The following is an 18597-nucleotide window of genomic DNA, read 5'->3' as shown; positions in this document are numbered from 1 at the left end:
GTATGTAACACTGTAACGCATGACTGTGAGCTTCACACCCCGCCATCCGTCCGCTGCCGCCGAGATGGAGTGGGACGCGTGGGGTACGGCGGATCGCCGGAAGGAACTCGGCGACGGCGTCCGCACCCTGCTGCAGCAGGCCCTCGGCGTGGACACCCACCGGGCCCCGTCCCTGGCCGAGAGCGCGGTGCGACTCCTCCCCTCCCGCCTGGACACGCGGCACCGCCACGGCCTCGGCCGCATCGTCGGCCCCGGGCACGTCGGCGACGACGACGCGGCCCGCCTCCGTCACGCCGGCGGCAAGAGCACCCTCGACCTGCTGCGACGACAGGACCCGGGACCGCAGGATGCTCCCGACGCGGTGGTGCGGCCCGGCAGCCACGACGAGGTACTCGCCGTACTCGACTACTGCGCCGGCGAGGCGATCGCCGTCGTCCCGTTCGGCGGCGGCACCAGCGTCGTCGGCGGCCTGGACCCGGTGCGCGACGGATTCGACGCCGTCGTCGCCGTGGACCTGCAACGGATGAATGCGCTCACCGATCTCGATCCGGTCTCCGGCGTGGCGACGCTGCAGGCCGGCGCCACCGGACCACAGGTCGAGGAACTGCTCGGCGCCCACGGCTTCTCGCTCGGGCACTTCCCGCAGAGCTTCCGCCACGCGACCGTGGGCGGGTTCGCCGTGACCCGGTCCTCCGGCCAGGCATCGGCGGGCTACGGCCGGTTCGACGACATGGTCGAGCATCTCGTCGTCGCGACGCCGAGCGGTACCGTGCGCGCAGGGCGCGCGCCGGCCTCGGCCGCCGGACCGGACCTGCGGCAGTTGTTCCTCGGCTCCGAGGGACTGTTCGGCATCGTCACCGAGGTCGGCGTGCGAATCCACCCGGTCCCCGCCGCGGTCGCCCGTCGCGCCTGGTCGTTCCCCGACTTCGCCACCGGTGCGGACGCCCTGCGCACCCTGGTGCAGACCGGCGCCGTCCCCACCGTGCTGCGTCTGTCGGACGAGTCCGAGACCGCCGTCAATCTCGCGCTGCACGAACACATCGGTTCGACCGCCCCCACCGGCTGCCTGGCCGTGACCACCGTCGAGGGCACCGCGGACCACGTGCGCGCCCGCGCCGCCGAGGTCGATGCCCTGCTCGCAGCCACGGGCGGCACCGACCTCGGCGAAGAACCGGCCCGGACCTGGGAGGACGGCCGGTTCGACGCACCGCACCTGCGCGACGCGCTGCTGGGGGCCGGGGCGCTCGCCGAGACCCTCGAAACCGCCACCACGTGGAGTAATCTGGCGCGGTTGCGGACCGCGGTGACCGACGCGCTCACCGCATCGCTGCAGGATCAGGGCACCCCGCCTCTGGTGCTGTGTCACATCTCGCACACGTACCCCACCGGGGCATCCCTGTACTTCACCGTCGTGTGCGCACAGGCGGACGATCCCCTCGCGCAGTGGTCGGCAGCCAAACGCGCCGCCACGGACGCGATCGTGACGGCCGGCGGCACGGTCACCCACCATCATGCCGTCGGCCGGGACCACCGGCCCTGGATGGCCGAGGAGATCGGCACACTCGGCACCGGCCTGCTGCGTGCGGTCAAGGACGCAATCGACCCGCGCGGCATCCTCAACCCTGGGAAGCTGCTGCCGTGATCGAATCCGTCACCGTCCTGACGAATCCGGCCGCGGGTCCGCGTACCGCGCGCGCGACCAGGGCTGCCACGACCCGGTTGCGCGAACGGGGCCTGCACGTCACCGAGATCGCCGGCGACACCCCGCAGCATTCGCTCGAACTGGTCCGGCGCACCGTGGCCGCCGGTACCGGGGCACTCGTCGCGGTCGGCGGGGACGGGCTCGTCTGGCTCGCCTGGCAGGCACTCGCGCAGAGCGGCATACCGCTCGGCATCGTCCCGGCCGGGACCGGGAACGATCTGGCCCGCGTCCTGCAGCTGCCGTCGGACCCGGTGGCCGCGGCCGACGTGGTCGCCGACGGGTCGACGCGGACGATCGATCTCGGCCGGGTCCGGGCGGCCGGCCGGCCGGACCACTGGTTCGGCACCGTGCTCGCCAGCGGCTTCGACTCACTGGTCACCGACCGCGCCAACCGGATGCGGCGGCCGCGCGGCCGACTGCGCTACAACGTCGCGATGGTCGCGGAACTGGCGCATCTGCGCTTGCTGCCGTACCGCATCACGCTGGACGACGGCGACCTCGAGGTGGCGGCGACGATGGTGGCCGTGGGCAACGCCTCGACCTACGGGGGCGGCATGCGCATCGCCCCGGCCGCACGTCTCGACGACGGTCTCCTCGACGTCGTGATCGTGACCTCGGCCAACCGGACCCGCCTGCTGCGCCTGTTCCCGACCGTCTACCGCGGCACCCATGTCGAGCTGGACGAGGTGACCGTGCGCCGCACCCGGCGAGTGCGGCTCGAATGTCCCGGCATCTCCGCGTACGCGGACGGCGAGCCGCTCGGCCCGCTGCCCGTCGACGTCGAGGCCGTACCCGGAGCCGGAGTCGTCCTCGTGCCCGGTGCTCAGCCCCCGAACGTGTAGAGCTCGAAACCGGCGGCCCGGTCGAAGCCGGGCAGCGCCGCGGTGGCCGACTCCACCTGCGCCCGGGCCTGGTCGATCACCGGGTCGGCCGCGAGCGCCTCGAGGTAGCGGCGATGCTCGGCGAGGGACGCGACGCCGGCCTCGACCGTGTCGGTGACGTCCACCGCGTGAGTCGGAGACGTCGTGTTCACCGCGACCCACCGCACCCCGGGCCACGGCGGCAGCCCCTGCTCGGCCAGCTCCGGGAAGATCCATTCGTTCGCCGCGTCGGCGACCGCGTCGAGCACGCTCAGTCCCAGGGCCCGATGGTCGGCACTGTTGAGGACACCGGGAAACCACGTGAGCCCGAAGTGGCCGGTCACCACCATCTCGGGACGGTGCCGCCGGATCGCCGCCGCAAGATCGCGACGCAGGTCCGGCCCGGCCACCAGGCGGCCGTCCGGGTGCCCGAGGAACTCCACCACCTCGACTCCGACGACGCGAGCCGACGCCCGCTCCTCCTGCTCACGCAGCGGCCCGCACTCGGCCGGCGGCAGACCCGCGATGCCGGCCTCACCGCTGGTCGCCAGCACGTACCGCACGTCCTTGCCCTGGCGGGTCCACCGCGCCACCGCCGAGGCCGCACCGTACTCGATGTCGTCCGGGTGCGCGGCGATCACGAGCGCACGCTGCCAGTCCTCGGGTACCGGTTCCATTCCTCTACTATCGCCGATCCCGGTGCGCCGGTGGGAGCCTCGCGCATACTGGATGTCGTGTCGTGGTCCGGACTCGTCGAAGCAGCGCTCGACGTGCATCTGACCACGACGGCTGCCGCCGTGGTGTTTGTCGTCCTCGCCGTCGGCGGTTTCACCGCGCTCGTCGCACGCCGTAGCCGCCGATGGCTCGTCGTGTGGGTTCCCGTGGCCGTCGTGTCCACGGTTGTGCTCGTGCTCGCGGCGGCCGTGCTCGTCGAGCAGGTGTGGCGACCGTTTCCGGACCGACTGCCGCGCTCGGTGTACGTGTGGTCCGGCCTGGCCGTCCTGGCAATCGCGCTCGGCGCCGGCCGCTGGGTCGTCCGGCACCGGGACCGGCGACCGCTGGCCGCGGCCGGTCTCGTCGTGGCCGTCGTAGCGGTGGTGGTGGCCGCCGCGGGGCAGGTCAACGCGGTGTACGACGCCTACCCGACGGTGCGTGCGGCTCTGGGTCTGAGCAACTACCGCACGGTGCCGCTCGCCGAGGCCTTGGGCTCGGCGGCGGCGACGATCGACCGGCGACCTCTGTCGGAGAACTGGACACCGCGCGGCGACCTGCCGGAAACCGGGGCGGTGACGACCGCACGGATACCGGGCGCTGTCTCCGGATTCCGTGCGCGGGACGCACGAATCTACCTCCCCCCGGCGTACTTCGCCGACCCGCGACCCGAACTGCCCGTGCTGGTGCTGCTGGCCGGCCAGCCCGGTGGCACCGAAGACTGGCTCGTCGGCGGACGGTTGACGCAGATCATGGATGCCTACGCGGCGGAACACGACGGCCTCGCACCCGTCGTCGTGCTGGCCGACGGAACCGGCGGGCAGTTCGACAACCCGCTGTGCGTCGACTCGCATCTCGGCAACGTCGCGACGTACCTGACCGTCGATGTGCCGGCCTGGGTGCGCAGGCAACTGCAGGTCGACCCGGATCCGTCCGGATGGGCGATCGGCGGCTTCTCCTACGGCGGGACGTGCGCCCTGCAACTGGCGACCACCCGGCCCGACGTCTACCCGACCTTCCTCGACCTGTCGGGGCAGGCGGAACCCACCATCGGAGACCGGGACCGCACCGTCCGGGAGGTATTCGGCGGCGACGCGGCCGCCTTCGCGCGCAACAACCCGGCCGAGTTGCTGACGCGTAACCGGTACCCCGGATCGGCGGGTGTCTTCGTCGTCGGTCTCGACGACCGCGAATATCGCTCCGGGCTGGAGCAGCTGACGACAGCGGCCGCGGCCGCCGGAATGGACGTCCACCTGACGGAGCTTCCCGGCGCACACAGCTTCGCGGTGTGGTCCGCCGGATTGGAGAAGGAGTTGCCGTGGCTCAGCCGACGACTCGGCCTCGTCGCTCGATGACGGCGCGTGCCGGTGGGGTGCTGCGCCGGGCTCCGGTGTCCCTGACCCTGCTCGCGGTGTTCTGGGTGGCCGGACTCGTCACTGGTTCGGTGCTGCACGGCCCGTCGCGCGAGTTGGCCCTCCAGATCTCGCTGGGTACCGGCAGCATCGGCGAAGGCCGCGTATGGGTGCTGTGGACCTCCGGGCTGTTCGCCTCCGGTCTCGGCGAGTACATTCTGGCGACTGCGGCGATCCTTGCGGTGGCCGTGCCCGTCGAGAACCGGATCGGTGCCGGCAGGTTCGCGGTGGCCGCCGTGGTCTCGCAGGGCGCAGGTGCCACGCTCGCGCTCGTCGTGGCGCTGCTCGCGTCCTCCGTACCGAACTCGTGGGGATTCGAACTGCACGGTCACCTGATCGAGGACCCACTGCCGTGGATCCTGGGCGCCCTGCTCGCGGCCACCGCGGGGATGGGCACTCTGTGGCGTCGCCGTATTCGCACACTGGTGCTGGTGTTCCTCGTCACGACCGCGCTGTTCGCCGGCCACCTGCAGGACGTCACGCGCCTCTGCGCGGCGCTGACGGGGTTTTTCCTCGGTCCGGTGCTGTTCGGGCGGGCCGCCCGCGGTCCGGCACTCGGCGGCACGGTGCGGGAGCGCCGCACCCTGGTGGCGCTCGTCGTGGCGGCGAGCGTCCTCGGGCCCGTCCTCGCGGCGTTCTCGCCACACGCCATCGGCCCGCTGTCCGCGCTGCGCGAGCTGTTCGACCAGGTCCCCTATACCGCACGGGAGCTGGTCGACGTCTGCGCGGACCCGGCTCTGCGTGACGAGTGCCGCAAGGGGCAGCAGGCGCTGCGCTTGTCGGGCATCGGGCCCCTGGTGATGAACCTCATGCCGTCGGCGGTGCTACTGGTCGGGGCGGAGGGTCTGCGTCGCGGGCGCCGCGCCGCCTGGCTCCTGTCGGTATGGGGACACGTCGCACTGATCGCCGTGGCCGCAGTGAGCGTGATCGTGCAGATCACCGAGCAGGACGAGACCCGCTCACTGCTGTACGGCGCGCGCCGCAGCAGCTCGGTCTCCATGGAACTCGCACCGCTGCTCGCCCTTGTCGCGGTGCTCGTGCTGCTGCTGGCGACCCGGCGGTTGTTCGGCGTGCAGGCACCGCGCGGCACCTATCCCCGCGTGTGGCTGGGCACCGGGGCCGCCGCAGGCGTCGCCCTCGTCACCTATGTGGCGCTGGGAACGCTGCTCTCCGACGACTTCGACCGCGATCCGGGCATCGGCACGCTGCTGCGCGACGCGCCGCGACGGCTCGTGCCGCCTGTGTACCTGCAGTTGTTCGAACCCCCCGTACTGCCGCTGACGTCACCCGCCACACTGCTGTTCGAGTGGGTCGGAGTGCTCGTGTGGGTCACATTCTGCATGCTGATGCTCCGCAGCTTCGTGGTCCCCGCCGTCGGGCACGATCCCCGCGACGAGCTTCGCGTCCGTGCGCTGCTGCACCGCCCCGGGGGTAGTTCCCTGTCCTGGATGACCACGTGGAGCGGCAACCGGTACTGGTTCACCGCCGACGGCCGGCACGCCGTCGCCTACCGGGTGCACTCGGGTGTCGCGCTGACCACCGGTGACCCCGTGGGCAATCCGGCCGACCTCGAGCGGGCGGTCGACGAGTTCGCCACGTACTGTCTCGGCAACGGCTGGACCCCGTGCTTCTACTCGGTCGGGGAGGACACCGCCGCAATCGGCCGGGGTCACGGCTGGAGCTGCCTGCGGGTAGCCGAGGAGACGGTCGTGGCATTACCCGGCCTCGCCTTCAAGGGCAAAAAGTTCCAGGACGTGCGCACCGCCCTCAACCGCGCCGTCAAGGACGGAGTGCAGGCACGGTGGACGACGTTCGCCGAGGCTCCGCTGGCGGTGACGGAACAGATCGTGGCGATCTCCGAGGAGTGGGTCGCCGACAAGGGCCTCCCCGAGATGGGCTTCACCCTCGGCGGCCTCGAAGAACTGCGCGACCCGGAGGTGCGACTGCTCCTGGCGATCGACGCGGACGACCGCGTGCACGCGGTGACGTCGTGGCTGCCGGTCTACCGGGACGGCGCCCTGATCGGTCTGACGCTGGACTTCATGCGCCGCCGCTCGGAGGGATTCCGTCCCGCAATGGAATTTCTCATCGCCTCCGCCGCGATGTCCGCGCAGGAGGAGGGTCTCGAGTTCCTCAGCTTGTCGGGCGCGCCGCTCGCCGGAACCGACCCGGCGGCCGACGCACTCGACCGCGGCGCACTCGACGCGCTGCTCGATCTGCTGGGCCGCACCCTCGAGCCGGTCTACGGATTCCGGTCCCTACTCGCCTTCAAAACGAAGTTCCAGCCGCAGCACCGGCCCATGTACATGGTCTTCCCCGACGCCGCAGCACTGCCCACGATCGGACTCGCCGTCGGGCATGCGTATCTGCCCGACGTGTCGCTCGGGCAGGGACGCCGGCTGGTCGCGCAGTTGCTGCGCCGATGAGCCGGCGTGACCTCACACCCGGGTGATGTGATCGTCCTTGCTGCCGCTCACGGCCTTGTACACCATGTAGCCGCCGAAGATCAGCGCACTCACCACGAGAATTCCGAACAGGTGCTCCGCGAGCGCCCCGATCACCACGAGAGCGATCCACACCAGCGCCACCACACCCACGATCTTCCAGAACATCGTCCACTCCTTGCCTCGTTGCCGTCGAGGTCGATCCTGACACTCCCCGCACCGAAAAACACCAGGTCAACGCAGAGATCAGGGAAAGATGGGTGGTTACCCGGAGACCGGAGCCGCACTGCTGGGGGCCCGGCCCGGAGCGGGGTGGTGACAGGGAGCACGCCGCGGCGACATACCCTCGACAGGTTCGGTCCCCTCGTCAGAAGGCTGAGAATCGTGTCCTCGACCCGCAGCACGCCCGCCCGCGACCTGGCACAGATCGCCGTGTTCGCCGCCCTGATCATCGCCCTGGGCCTGCCCGGACAGATCACCATGGGCTCGTCGGGCGTGCCGATCACGCTGCAGACGCTGGGCGTCATGCTTGCCGGCGCCCTGCTCGGCGTCCGCAGGGGCGTGCTGTCGGTGGCGACGGTGATCGTGCTGGGCCTGGCGCTGCCGGTGCTCGCGGGGGGACGCACCACGCTCACGGCGCTGGCCGGGCCCACGGTCGGCTTCCTGCTCGGCTGGCTGCCCGCCGTGGCGGTGATCGGCTGGCTCTCGGCGCGCATGCTGCCCCGCTACCGGGTGCTGCCGGGCATCGCCGTCAACGTGCTCGGCGGCATCGTCGTGCTCTACGCGTTCGGGATCGCCGGCATGCTCGCGCGCACCGATCTCACGCTGTGGGCGGCCCTGAGCGCGAACGCCACCTTCCTGCCCGGTGACCTGCTCAAGGCCGTCGTGGCGGCGGTCGTCGCCGCGCAGGTGCACCGCGCCTACCCCGCCCTGTCGAGTCCGAGCGCACCGGCGCGCCCGGCCGCCGATCCCGCGCACTGAACGTCGCGCCGGACACGACCGCATGAGCGAGATCCGCTTCCGGCAGGTGGGGCACGCCTACGGGGAGCGCACCGTCCTCGACGGCATCGACGTGACCCTCACCGAACGCCGCGTCGGGATCGTCGGTGCCAACGGCAGCGGCAAGTCCACCCTGGCGCGGATGATCAACGGACTGGTGGTCCCGACCTCCGGCACCGTCACGGTGGACGGCCTCGACACCGCCCGCAAGGCCCGCGAGGTGCGCCGGCGCGTGGGATTCGTGTTCACCGATCCCGATCATCAGATCGTGATGCCCACTGTCGCGGAGGACGTCGCCTTCTCCCTGCGCCGCAGCGGACTCGGCAAGGACGAGCGCGCGGAACGGGTACGGCGGGTGCTCGCCGACTTCGGGCTGGCCGGGCACCACGACCACCCGAGTCACCTGCTCTCCGGTGGGCAGAAGCAACTCCTCGCCCTCGCGGCGATCATGGTCACCGAGCCGCACGTACTGGTGGCGGACGAGCCGACGACGCTGCTGGACCTGCGCAACGCCCGGCTGATCGCCCGGACCTTCGCCGCCCTCGAGCAGCAACTGGTCGTGGTCACCCACCATCTGGATCTACTGGCGGGCTTCGATCGGGTGCTCGTCGTCGACGGCGGCCGCGTCGTCGCCGACGATGCGCCGGGCCCGGCGATCGACTTCTACCGCAAGCTGGTCTCGTGAGCACCCTGGGGCTGTACCACCGCGCGTCGTCGCCGGTGCACCGGGCACCGGCGGGACCGAAGCTGCTCGTCACGGCCGCGCTCATCGTGGCGCTCACGGTGTGGATGCGGCAACCGTGGCAGGTGCCGGCCGCCTCGGCACTCGTGCTCGGGCTCTACCTGCTGGCCCGGATCCCGCCCCGTCCCGCGCTGCGACAGCTTCGGCCGCTGCTGTGGATGCTCGTGGTGATCGCGGCGTTCCAGGTGCTGCTCGCCGGCTGGGAACGGGCGGTGGTGGTGTGCGGCCAGCTGCTGGTCGCGGTGGCCTTGGCCGCGCTGGTCACGCTGACGACCCGGGTGAGCGACATGCTCGACGCGATCGTGACGGGACTTCGTCCGCTCCGCCGGGTCGGCGTCGACCCGGAGCGGGTGGGTCTCGTCCTGGTGATGACCGTCCGGGCGGTCCCGATGCTCGGAGCGATCGTCGCGCAGGTCACCGAGGCGCGGAAAGCCCGCGGCCTCGGCTTCTCGCTGCGGGCCCTGGCGGTGCCCGTCGTGGTGGGGGCGCTGCTGACCGCCGAGGCGATGGGTGAGGCCCTCGTGGCCCGCGGCCTGGACGACTAGTCGCCGGCGCGCCGTCAGTTCCGGTAGCGGCTCTCGATCTGCTGGATCTCCCGCCACGACTGGGCCCAGCCCTCGAGTCGATCCGACGCCGAGATCAGCTCGGCGCGCTGACGGTCGAGCAGATCCATCGAACGGGTCCCGTCCGGGGCCGCCGCGAGCCGGGCCGCGGCGGCGACGAGTTCCTCGAACTGGTCGACGCCCGTGTCGAGCCGCTTCCCGGCGGCCGCGACGGCCGGACCGAGGTGGGCTTGGGCGGCGGCGCTGTCGCGGGCCGCGGCTTCGAGTGCGACCACGTCGACCGCGACTGCTTCGAGGGCGCCGGCGGCGTCTCGGGCGGCCGACGCGATCTCCTCCAGATCGTCGGCGGCGACGGTGCGGGACCGGGCCAGCACCGTCAGCAGCTGGGCGAGACTCTGTTCGTCGCTGGCGAGCCGGGCCATCGGGGACCGCGCGACGGAACCCGACGGCGGCAGGGCCCGGCGGGCGGGCGCCGGCGGCGGCAGCGCCACGGCGTCGAGACGCCGGAAGGTACGGAACGCGAGTGCGGCGGGCACGACGAGCGCGGCCGTCGTGCCGCCGGTGGCGACGACGGTCCAGTCGGGAGCCGACGCTGCCACCAGGGTCGCGGTGCCGACCCCACCCATTCCGGAGGCAGTGCCGAAGATGCGGGCACGGCGACGCGCGCGACGCTTCTTGCGCCGCAGCCGGGCCGCGGGGTCGTTCCAGCGGCGCGCCGCCTCGACCACGTTGCCGGTCATGTCCCGGAGCGCGGCCGCGGCCGGACCGGGAAACTGTCCGGTCCGGCCGCGTGCGGGAATGTTCATGACGATGTCGCGTTTCTGCAGTCGGTGATCGACGCCGGCGCTACTGAGAGCCGGCGCTACCCGCCGCCGAGGGCGGTTCCTTGGTCGGGTTGACCGCGGGGGTCGCGGGCGCCGCGGCGCCGGGCAGCGCCTCGCCCTTCATGGAGGCGCGGATCTGCTCGAGACGGCTGTGGCCGGCCATCTGGACGGTGGCCTGCTGGACCTCGAGCATCCGGCCGTGCACCGAGTTCTGGGCGAGCTCGGCCGACCCGAGCGCGGTGGCGTAGCGACGCTCGATCTTCTCGCGGACCGCGTCCAGGCTCGGCGTGGTGCCCGGCGCGGCGAGCGTCGAGTCCATCGAGCGCAGGGACTCGCTCACGCGCTCCTGCATCTTGGCCTGCTCGAGCTGGCTGAGCAGCTTGGTGCGCTCGGCCACCTTCTGCTGCAGCGCCATCGCGTTCTGCTCGACGGCCTTCTTCGCCTGTGCCGCAGCCTGCAGCGACTGGTCGTGCAGGACCTTCAGATCCTCGACGGACTGCTCGGCGGTGACCAGCTGGGCAGCGAAGGCCTCTGCGGCGTTCGTGTACTGGATGGCCTTCTCGGTGTCGCCGGCCGCGTTGGCCTGGTCGGCCATGAGCACGGCCTGCCGCGCGCTCGCGTTCAGCTTCTCGACCTCGTCCAGCTGCCGGTTGAGCTTCATCTCCAGCTGACGCTGGTTGCCGATGACGGACGCGGCCTGCTGGGACAGCGCCTGGTGCTGACGCTGCGCATCCTCGATCGCCTGCTGAATCTGGACCTTCGGATCGGCCTTCTCATCGATCTTGGAGTTGAACAGTGCCATCAGGTACTTCCAACCCTTGACGAACGGATTAGCCATGGGTGTGATCCTGCCTCCATCTGGTACGCCGCGGCGAACGCGACCCGATGCACGGCCCTCGCGCACCGTTTCCGGACGGTCCCGGGAGCCCCGCATACCCGGCCGTCGTGTGTCCCGAGCCACCCCCCGGTGGTGACCCGGAGTGTGTCGCTTTCGTCCGCGTCCGGCCAGGCCGTCGCGGTCCGACCTCCATGTTATGCGGCAGCCAGCGCGCGTGCCGCCGGCGGCGGGATCACCACCCGCGTGTCCTGCGCCACGAGTGCCGCGTGCTCGGCGGCGAGGGCCTCCGAGTCGCGGGGAGCCGGCTCGGCTCCGACGACCGCCGCTCCCACCGGGGTCCGGCCGCGGGCGGGAACCGCATCGGCGAGCGACTCGCTGACGTCGAAGAGCACGTCGGACAAGGGCACGTCGAGGGCGTCGCAGATCGCGGCGAGCAGTTCGCTCGACGCCTCCTTGCGTCCGCGTTCGATCTCGGAGAGGTAACCGAGGCTGACCCGGGCGCTGCTGGAGACCTCACGCAGGGTGCGGCTCTGCGAAACGCGGGTGCGCCGAAGGCTGTCACCGATTGCCTCACGCAACAACAGCGCCATCCCATCCTCCTTCGTCCGTCGTCGCTCAACCCGTCAACGCACGACGCACGTCGCCGGGTTCCCGGCTCCCCGCCCGGGCACGAAAACCCCTGCCGGGCGCGGCTCCGCACGGGTCCGGTTGCCACCGGTACCGCGGTGTCAAGACACTACATCCCCGCGGCGGCGTGCACGCGGGTGAGTAGGCCCGACACGGCGGCGTGGGTGGCACCGGACCGGATGTCCCACCGGTCTCCGGACACCGACGGACAAGTGACCACCGTGCCTCCCGGTCCGGCGATCCCGAGGTACAGCGTGCCCGGCGGATGCCCGTCCTGCGGATCCGGCCCGGCCACGCCGGTGACGCCCACGCCCCACGTCGCGGCGCAGCGCGCTGCGGCGCCCTCGGCCAGGGCCGCGGCGGTCGACTCGGAGACCGGCCCGTCCGCCGCGAGGCGCCCCGCATCCACCCCCGCCAGGGTGGACTTGAGGTCGGTGGCGTAGACGATCAGCCCGCCGCGCAGCACCACGCTTGCACCGGGTACCCCGGCGATCGTCGCCGCAATCAGCCCGGCCGTGAGAGATTCGGCCGTCGCCACCGTCTGCCGCTGCGCGGCCAGGGCCGCGACCAGCTCCGCGGCCGCGGTACCGGCAACGAGGGGGTCGGGCACCATCCCACTCACTGCCCGTGCTGTTGCTCGACGCGGTGCACGCCGGCGCGTAGCCGCACCGCCTGGACGACGTAGTCGATGCCGGTGCCGACCGTCAGGATCACTGCCAGCGCCATCAGCGCGACCGCGAACGGCGTCGCCGCCGCCGGCAACGGCAGCAGGTACAGCACGATCGCGAGGGACTGGAACAGGGTCTTGGCCTTGCCGCCGCGGCTCGCGGGGATCACCGCGTGCCGCAACACGAAGAAGCGCAGTGCGGTGACGCCGAGTTCGCGCGCCGCGATGATGCCGGTCACCCACCACGACAGGTCACCGAGCAGCGACAGGCCCACGAGGGCGGCGCCGATGAGGGCCTTGTCGGCGATCGGATCGGCGAGCTTGCCGAAATCCGTCACGAGTCCGTGCTTGCGCGCGAGCTGGCCGTCGATCCGGTCCGTGATCGCCGCGACGGCGAACACGGCCGTGGCGGCGAGGCGCCACGCGGCATCGTGGCCGTCGCCGGCGAACAACACCAGCAGGAACACCGGCACCAGAGCGATCCGCACCATGGTGAGGATGTTGGCGATGTTCCACAGCGGCACCGGCTCCGCGGCCGCGGGCGCGTGCGGCCCGGGGGCCGCCGCGGCCCCACCGGTCCCGGCCACCTCGGGATGCGGCGCGCTCACACCGGCCTCCCTGCCGCGGACGGCGCCGGGGGACGACGCGGACCCGGGTCCGCCGGGGCGACACGTGAGCATGGAGATCCGACCGGCACACGGACACAATATCGGTAGAGCGACCGGCTACTGTTCACCACTATGAATTCGCGGACGACGGACCCGGAACCCCACGACCGCATAGTCGTGCGACGGGCGCGAACCGGCGACATTCCGGAGATCAAGCGACTGGTCGACATCTATGCGGGCAAGATCCTCCTCGAGAAGAATCTCGTCACGCTGTACGAGTCCGTGCAGGAGTTCTGGGTGGCCGAGACGGCGGGCACCGTCGTCGGCTGCGGGGCCCTGCACGTGCTGTGGTCCGACCTGGGCGAGATCCGCACCGTCGCGGTGGATCCGCGGGTCAAGGGCCGCGGAGTCGGCCACCTGGTCGTCTCCCACCTGATCGACGTCGCCCGCGACCTCGAACTGGAGCGGCTGTTCGTACTCACCTTCGAGGTCGAGTTCTTCGGCCGGCACGGATTCACCGAGATCGACGGCACTCCCGTCACCGCGGAGGTGTACGCGGAGATGTGCCGTTCCTACGACACCGGTGTGGCCGAGTTCCTGGACCTGAGCTACGTCAAGCCGAACACCCTCGGAAACACCCGGATGCTGCTCTCCCTCTGAGCCTCTTCCCCCACCACGAATGCGAGGATCCATGCCGCTGTTCGCTGTCGAGTACACCTACTCCGAGGCCACCGCCGACGGCCGCGACGAGCACCGGCCCGCCCACCGGGGCTGGCTCGGAGCACTCGTCGACGCCGGGACGGTACGCGCGACCGGCCCGTGGGCCGACGGGTCGGGCGCGCTGATCGTCGTCGAGGCTGCGGACGAGCCGGCCGTGCGCGAGGTCATGGCGCAGGATCCCTTCGCGCGTCGCGGCCTGGTCGACGACGTCCGGATCACGGAGTGGCTCCCGGTGATGGGCGTCTTCAACGACTGACGCCCCTCACCGGTGCCGCGAGGTCAGGTGAGGTCGGCCTTCTCGCTGCGCGTCTTGAGCAGACTCGCCACGGTCGTCACCACGAGCACACCGACGATCACGCCCAGCGACAACCACGTCGAGATCTCCGGCACCGCGACGTGCTCCCCGCCGTTGACGAACGACAGCGTGTTCTCGTGCAGCGCGTGGAGCACCAGTTTGATCCCGATGAACCCGAGGATCACGGACAGGCCGTAGGACAGGTAGACCAACCGTTCGAGCAGGCCGCCGATGAGGAAGAACAGCTGTCGCAGGCCCATCAGAGCGAACGCGTTGGCGGTGAACACCAGGTAGGGCTCGCTGGTGAGGCCGTAGATCGCGGGGATCGAGTCGAGCGCGAACAGGATGTCGGTGAAGCCGATGGCGGCCAGGGCGAGCAGCATCGGGGTCGCGAACCGCTTGCCGTCGATCCGGGTGAACAGCTTGTCGCCGTGGTACTCGTCGGTGGTCGGGTACACCTTGCGGACCAGGGAGACGATCCGGTTCTCCCGCTCCTTCTCGTGCTCGACCTCCTCACCGTGCTCGCGGATCAGCTTGATCGCGGTGTAGATGAGGAATGCGCCGAAGAGGTAGAACACCCAGCTGTAGGTGTTGATGGCCGCGGCACCGACGGCGATGAACGCCCCGCGCATCACGAGTGCCAGGACGATGCCGATGGTGAGTACCTTCTGCTGGTACTCGCGCGGCACCGCGAAGGTCGACATGATGATCACGAAGACGAACAGGTTGTCGACGCTGAGAGCCTTCTCGGTGACGTACCCGGCGAAGTACTCACCGCCGTACGTCGGTCCCCAGACGGCGAACACCACGACGCCGAACACCACGGCGAGGCCGATGAACACCGCCGACCAGAAGCCCGACTCGCGCAACGTGGGCGCGTGCGGTTTGCGGACGTGCGCGTAGAAGTCGAAGACGAACAGTCCCAGGATCACCAGGATGGTGACGATCCAGACGAGCGGGGTGACATGCATCTGCAGGCATTCCTCCGGTAGGCACAGCAAACCACCGGAGGTCTCTCCCACCTCGACTCACGGCTCCGAGGAGCGGCTTCGAGGTCGACAGCCCCGGGACGACATCGGTGTCGCACGTGTTGACGGAACTGCCGCGAGTTAGGGGATACTCCCCTCCACTTCGTCCATTCAACCACATGCGGGAAGCGGCATCGATCCGTGCCGCCCCTACTCCGCCGGTGCCGGCGCGTCCGCGTCCCCGCCGCCCCGGATGGAGAGCAGCAGGCCGTCGAGTTCGTCCGGCTTGACCAGGACCTCCCGCGCCTTGGAGCCTTCGCTGGGACCGACGACCCCGCGGGTCTCCATCAGATCCATCAGGCGCCCCGCCTTCGCGAACCCGACCCGCAGCTTGCGCTGCAGCATCGACGTCGACCCGAACTGACTCGACACCACCAGCTCGACCGCCTGCAGGAACACGTCGAGATCGTCACCGATGTCGGGGTCGACATCCTTCTTCTCGCCGGGCTTCGCGGTGGTGACACCCTCGGTGTACTCCGGTTCCTTCTGGTTCTTGGCGAAGTCGACGACGGCCGCGATCTCCTCGTCGGTGATGAACGCGCCCTGCATTCGGATCGGCTTGCCGGCACCCATCGGCAGGAACAGGCCGTCACCCATGCCGATGAGCTTCTCGGCACCGGGCTGGTCGAGGATGACTCGGGAGTCCGTCAGCGACGAGGTGGCGAACGCGAGTCGCGACGGCACGTTCGTCTTGATCAGACCGGTCACCACGTCGACGGAGGGCCGCTGGGTGGCGAGCACCAGATGGATGCCGGCGGCCCGGGCCTTCTGCGTGATCCGCACGATGGCGTCCTCGACGTCACGGGGGGCCGTCATCATCAGGTCGGCGAGTTCGTCGACGATCGCGAGGATGTAGGGGTACGGCCGGTAGACCCGCTCGCTGCCGAGCGGCGCGGTGATCTCGCCGGACCGGACCTTGGTATTGAAGTCGTCGATGTGCCGGACCCGGTTGGCCTGCATGTCCTGGTAGCGCTGCTCCATCTCCTCCACCAGCCACGCGAGAGCGGCGGCTGCCTTCTTCGGCTGGGTGATGATGGGCGTGATCAGGTGCGGGATGCCCTCGTACGGCGTGAGCTCGACCATTTTCGGGTCGATGAGGATCATCCGGACCTCGTCCGGGGTGGCCCGCACGAGCAGCGACACGAGCATCGAGTTGACGAAACTGGACTTGCCGGAGCCGGTGGAGCCGGCGACGAGCAGATGCGGCATCTTGGCCAGGTTCGCGCAGACGAAGTCGCCCTCGATGTCCTTGCCGAGCCCGATCACCAGCGGATGGTGATCCTTGCGTGTCGACGGAGCGGCGAGCACGTCGGCCAGACGCACCAGTTCGCGGTCCGAGTTCGGGACCTCGATGCCGACCGCGGACTTGCCGGGGATCGGCGCGAGCAGGCGCACGTTGTCGGTGGCCACGGCGTAGGCGATGTTGCGGGCGAGCGCGGTGATCTTCTCGACCTTCACGCCGGGTCCGAGTTCCACCTCGTACCGTGTGACCGTCGGGCCGCGGGTGAAGCCCGTGACCGCGGCGTCGATCTTGAACTGTTCGAGCACCTCGGTGATGGCCTCGATCATCTGGTCGTTCGCCGAACTGTGCTTCTTGGGCGGATCGCCCTCGAGCAGCAGCCCGAGCGACGGCAGAGCGTAGTCGCCCTCCACCACCCGGTCGGGAACGAGCGGCTCGAGCTTGCCGTCGTCGGAGGGTTCCTCGACCGGCGGGACCGGCGCGGGAGCCTTCTTGGACCGGGCGCGGGCGCGCGGCGGCTCGGGTGCCGGTTCCGGTGCGGGTTCCGGCGCCGGAGGCGCGGCGGGCGCCGGCTCCGGATCCCACACCGGCAGCACCTCGGTGCGGGCGTCGCCGTCGAATTCGTCCGTCGGGTAGTTCTCGACGGGGGTACGCCGCCGGCCCCGGGTACGCCGCTCGACCAGGTAGCCGTCGGCGTCGAACAGAGTCGGGTCGTGCTCCGGGTCGTAGTCGTCGGCGTGGTCCGGGTCGTACGCGCCGTACTCGTCGTCGGCCCGATAGTGCAGGCCGAAGTACTCGCGGAACATCCCGGGCAGTTCCCGGATCGTCGTGCCGGTGAGCAGCAGGATCCCGAACCCGGCTGCCATCAGCAGCAACGGCACCGACAACCACACCGTCAGACCGTCGGTGAGGGGCCCGCCCACCAGATATCCGAGGAAGCCGGCGCCCCCTGCCCGGCCCGCGCCGTCGGTGGGCATGCCCGAGGCGATGTGCCACAGGCCGAGCGCGGGGAGGGCGACGAGTATCGACCCCAGGACGAGCCGGGGCCGGATCTCCGGCCGCGGCTCGGTGCGCATGAGGACGACCGCGATCACGAGACCGGTCAGCGGCAGCACGGCGCTGGCGCCGCCGACGAGCGCGCGGACCGCGGCCTCGATCCAGCCGCCGAGCGGGCCGCCGACGGCGAACCAGACGCTGCCGGCGACGACGACGCTCGCGGCGATGAGCCCGAGGGCGATGCCGTCGCGGCGGTGGCCGTGCTCGACCTCCGTCACCCTGCCCACCGTGCGGGTGGTGGCACCCACCCCGCGGGCGATCATCGTCCAGCCGGTGCCGATCCCGCGGCCGAGCGTCTGCAGGACGCCCGGCCGTGACGAACGAGAGGGCGCCTTGCGCCGGGGGCCGGCGGTGCTGCGAGCCGGGCGTCGTGCGGCGGGTTGCCGGCGGGTCGTCGTGGCGGGCTTGCGGGTGCTGCCCTTCGCCCGCGACGCGCCCGAGGCCCCGGACGAGCCGCGCGCCCCCGACCTCGACCGTGAGGTCGTCGACGACGATCCGCGGGCACCCGACTTTCCTGCCATACCCGTCAGGTTAGTCGCAATGTCCACAACCGAACCATCCGCAACACCGGCATCAGCCGCGCGCGGTGGTCACACGGGCGGATCAGATGCCGCGACCGGACGCGGCAACCTCCGCGACGTCGGCGGCCGGCCCGGTGGTCTCGACGCGCACCTCGTCACGGCCGAAGGCGTGCAGCAACAACTCGGACGGTTCGCCGCGCAGGATCACGGTGCGCGGACCGCGCCGACGGACCGTCGCGCGGGTGCCGTCGGGGCGCTCGAACACCACGGTGACGTCGGTGCCGCGGTAACCGCGCCGGCCGATCTGCCGGGCCATCTGCCACAGGCGGTCCTGGGTCGGTGCGTCGAGCGGTCGCGGCTGCCACCCGGGCGCGGCGCGGCGCACGTCCTCGTGGTGGACGAACATCTCCGCGGCATTGGCGATCCCGTCGACGAGGTACAACGGCGACCAGACCGGCGGGCCGGACTCGATGTCGGCGAGCAACTGCTCCCACGGTCGGTCCGCCGCCCCGGCGCGCACCCGCTCGGTGTGCCCGGCCAGCGGAGGCAGGACGATGCCCGGCATCGTGTCGATCCGGCGTTCGCGGACCACGAGATGGGCGGCCAGGTCCCGGGTGGTCCAGTCCCCGCACAGGGTGGGGGCGTCGGGACCGGTCTGCGTCATGGTGCGGACGAGTGCGTGTCGTTCGTCACGGGCGAGGCTCACACGGCCCACTGTAGCGTCGGACCACCGCTGCCGC

General features: G+C 71.1%; 19 protein-coding genes. 9 read left to right on the top strand and 10 right to left on the bottom strand.

What is annotated here, in order from left to right:
• Window positions 1-19 precede the first annotated feature (19 nt).
• Both LZP97_RS05975 and LZP97_RS05970 read left to right on the top strand, forming a co-directional pair.
• A complete protein-coding gene (locus LZP97_RS05975; RefSeq protein WP_010592657.1) occupies window positions 20-1642 on the top strand; it encodes an FAD-binding oxidoreductase in 1623 nt (540 codons plus the stop codon).
• Complete coding sequence (locus LZP97_RS05970) at window positions 1639-2544, top strand: diacylglycerol kinase (RefSeq protein ID WP_010592658.1); 906 nt, start codon at window positions 1639-1641, stop codon at window positions 2542-2544. Before LZP97_RS05975 ends, LZP97_RS05970 begins: the two co-directional genes overlap by 4 nt.
• On the opposite strand, the gene LZP97_RS05965 is transcribed toward LZP97_RS05970, so the two are convergent.
• Window positions 2526-3239, bottom strand: coding sequence for a PIG-L deacetylase family protein (locus LZP97_RS05965; protein ID WP_010592659.1), 714 nt, complete (start codon window positions 3237-3239; stop codon window positions 2526-2528). The genes LZP97_RS05970 and LZP97_RS05965 overlap by 19 nt on opposite strands.
• 57 nt (window positions 3240-3296) lie before the next feature.
• On the opposite strand from LZP97_RS05965, the gene LZP97_RS05960 reads away from it, so the two are divergent.
• Both LZP97_RS05960 and LZP97_RS05955 read left to right on the top strand, forming a co-directional pair.
• Entirely contained in the window at window positions 3297-4628 is a 1332-nt protein-coding gene (locus LZP97_RS05960) for an alpha/beta hydrolase (protein WP_017680680.1), read from the top strand.
• Window positions 4625-7111 carry a DUF2156 domain-containing protein gene (locus tag LZP97_RS05955; RefSeq protein ID WP_017680681.1) on the top strand — a complete coding sequence of 829 codons (2487 nt, stop codon included), beginning with the start codon at window positions 4625-4627 and terminating at the stop codon, window positions 7109-7111. The genes LZP97_RS05960 and LZP97_RS05955 overlap by 4 nt, the downstream gene beginning before the upstream one ends.
• Window positions 7112-7123: 12 nt before the next feature.
• On the opposite strand, the gene LZP97_RS05950 is transcribed toward LZP97_RS05955, so the two are convergent.
• Window positions 7124-7297, bottom strand: a complete 174-nt coding sequence (locus tag LZP97_RS05950) for a hypothetical protein (RefSeq protein WP_003935645.1) — start codon at window positions 7295-7297, stop codon at window positions 7124-7126.
• 216 nt (window positions 7298-7513) lie between these two features.
• Here LZP97_RS05950 and LZP97_RS05945 point away from each other — a divergent pair, with 216 nt between their 5' ends.
• From LZP97_RS05945 to LZP97_RS05935, 3 genes are read left to right on the top strand one after another with little or no spacing between them, the layout of a single operon-like run.
• Window positions 7514-8110: a biotin transporter BioY gene (locus LZP97_RS05945; RefSeq protein ID WP_017680682.1), complete on the top strand. Its 597-nt coding sequence runs from the start codon at window positions 7514-7516 to the stop codon at window positions 8108-8110.
• Window positions 8111-8132: 22 nt separating this feature from the next.
• Window positions 8133-8813 carry an energy-coupling factor ABC transporter ATP-binding protein gene (locus LZP97_RS05940; RefSeq protein WP_010592663.1) on the top strand — a complete coding sequence of 227 codons (681 nt, stop codon included), beginning with the start codon at window positions 8133-8135 and terminating at the stop codon, window positions 8811-8813.
• Window positions 8810-9415, top strand: a complete 606-nt coding sequence (locus LZP97_RS05935) for an energy-coupling factor transporter transmembrane component T family protein (RefSeq protein ID WP_010592664.1) — start codon at window positions 8810-8812, stop codon at window positions 9413-9415. Before LZP97_RS05940 ends, LZP97_RS05935 begins: the two co-directional genes overlap by 4 nt.
• A gap of 14 nt (window positions 9416-9429) precedes the next feature.
• Here LZP97_RS05935 and pspM read toward each other — a convergent pair whose 3' ends face one another.
• The 5 genes from pspM to pgsA all read right to left on the bottom strand — a co-directional run bounded on the left by pspM (window position 9430) and on the right by pgsA (window position 12997).
• Window positions 9430-10239, bottom strand: a complete 810-nt coding sequence (gene pspM, locus LZP97_RS05930; protein WP_010592665.1) for a phage shock envelope stress response protein PspM — start codon at window positions 10237-10239, stop codon at window positions 9430-9432.
• Window positions 10240-10279: 40 nt separating this feature from the next.
• Window positions 10280-11095: a PspA/IM30 family protein gene (locus LZP97_RS05925; RefSeq protein WP_003935651.1), complete on the bottom strand. Its 816-nt coding sequence runs from the start codon at window positions 11093-11095 to the stop codon at window positions 10280-10282.
• Between the two features lie 194 nt (window positions 11096-11289).
• The gene (locus LZP97_RS05920) at window positions 11290-11685 is read right to left on the bottom strand and encodes a helix-turn-helix domain-containing protein (protein WP_010592666.1); all 396 of its coding nucleotides are present in this window, start codon (window positions 11683-11685) and stop codon (window positions 11290-11292) included.
• A 146-nt stretch (window positions 11686-11831) separates the two neighbouring features.
• The gene (locus tag LZP97_RS05915) at window positions 11832-12332 is read right to left on the bottom strand and encodes a CinA family protein (protein ID WP_026137742.1); all 501 of its coding nucleotides are present in this window, start codon (window positions 12330-12332) and stop codon (window positions 11832-11834) included.
• A gap of 8 nt (window positions 12333-12340) precedes the next feature.
• Window positions 12341-12997 carry a CDP-diacylglycerol--glycerol-3-phosphate 3-phosphatidyltransferase gene (gene pgsA / locus LZP97_RS05910; RefSeq protein WP_010592668.1) on the bottom strand — a complete coding sequence of 219 codons (657 nt, stop codon included), beginning with the start codon at window positions 12995-12997 and terminating at the stop codon, window positions 12341-12343.
• A gap of 132 nt (window positions 12998-13129) precedes the next feature.
• Between pgsA and LZP97_RS05905 the strand changes: the two genes are divergently transcribed.
• Window positions 13130-13657, top strand: coding sequence for an amino-acid N-acetyltransferase (locus LZP97_RS05905; RefSeq protein WP_082061259.1), 528 nt, complete (start codon window positions 13130-13132; stop codon window positions 13655-13657).
• A 31-nt stretch (window positions 13658-13688) separates the two neighbouring features.
• Complete coding sequence (locus LZP97_RS05900) at window positions 13689-13973, top strand: YciI family protein (protein ID WP_010592670.1); 285 nt, start codon at window positions 13689-13691, stop codon at window positions 13971-13973.
• A gap of 23 nt (window positions 13974-13996) precedes the next feature.
• Here LZP97_RS05900 and LZP97_RS05895 read toward each other — a convergent pair whose 3' ends face one another.
• The 3 genes from LZP97_RS05895 to LZP97_RS05885 form a co-directional block, all read right to left on the bottom strand.
• Complete coding sequence (locus tag LZP97_RS05895; protein WP_010592671.1) at window positions 13997-14983, bottom strand: TerC family protein; 987 nt, start codon at window positions 14981-14983, stop codon at window positions 13997-13999.
• Window positions 14984-15190: 207 nt separating this feature from the next.
• Entirely contained in the window at window positions 15191-17857 is a 2667-nt protein-coding gene (locus LZP97_RS05890; RefSeq protein ID WP_192811058.1) for an FtsK/SpoIIIE family DNA translocase, read from the bottom strand.
• An 82-nt stretch (window positions 17858-17939) separates the two neighbouring features.
• Window positions 17940-18563 (bottom strand): TIGR03085 family metal-binding protein, encoded by a 624-nt coding sequence (locus LZP97_RS05885; RefSeq protein WP_026137743.1) that lies wholly within the window; start codon window positions 18561-18563, stop codon window positions 17940-17942.
• Window positions 18564-18597 lie beyond the last annotated feature (34 nt).

It is taken from the genome of Rhodococcus sp. DMF-1 (assembly GCF_021441945.1).
Taxonomy (GTDB): domain Bacteria; phylum Actinomycetota; class Actinomycetes; order Mycobacteriales; family Mycobacteriaceae; genus Rhodococcus; species Rhodococcus ruber.
The sequence above is the reverse complement of the archived record's forward strand: the minus strand, read 5'-3'. Positions and strand labels throughout refer to the sequence as shown.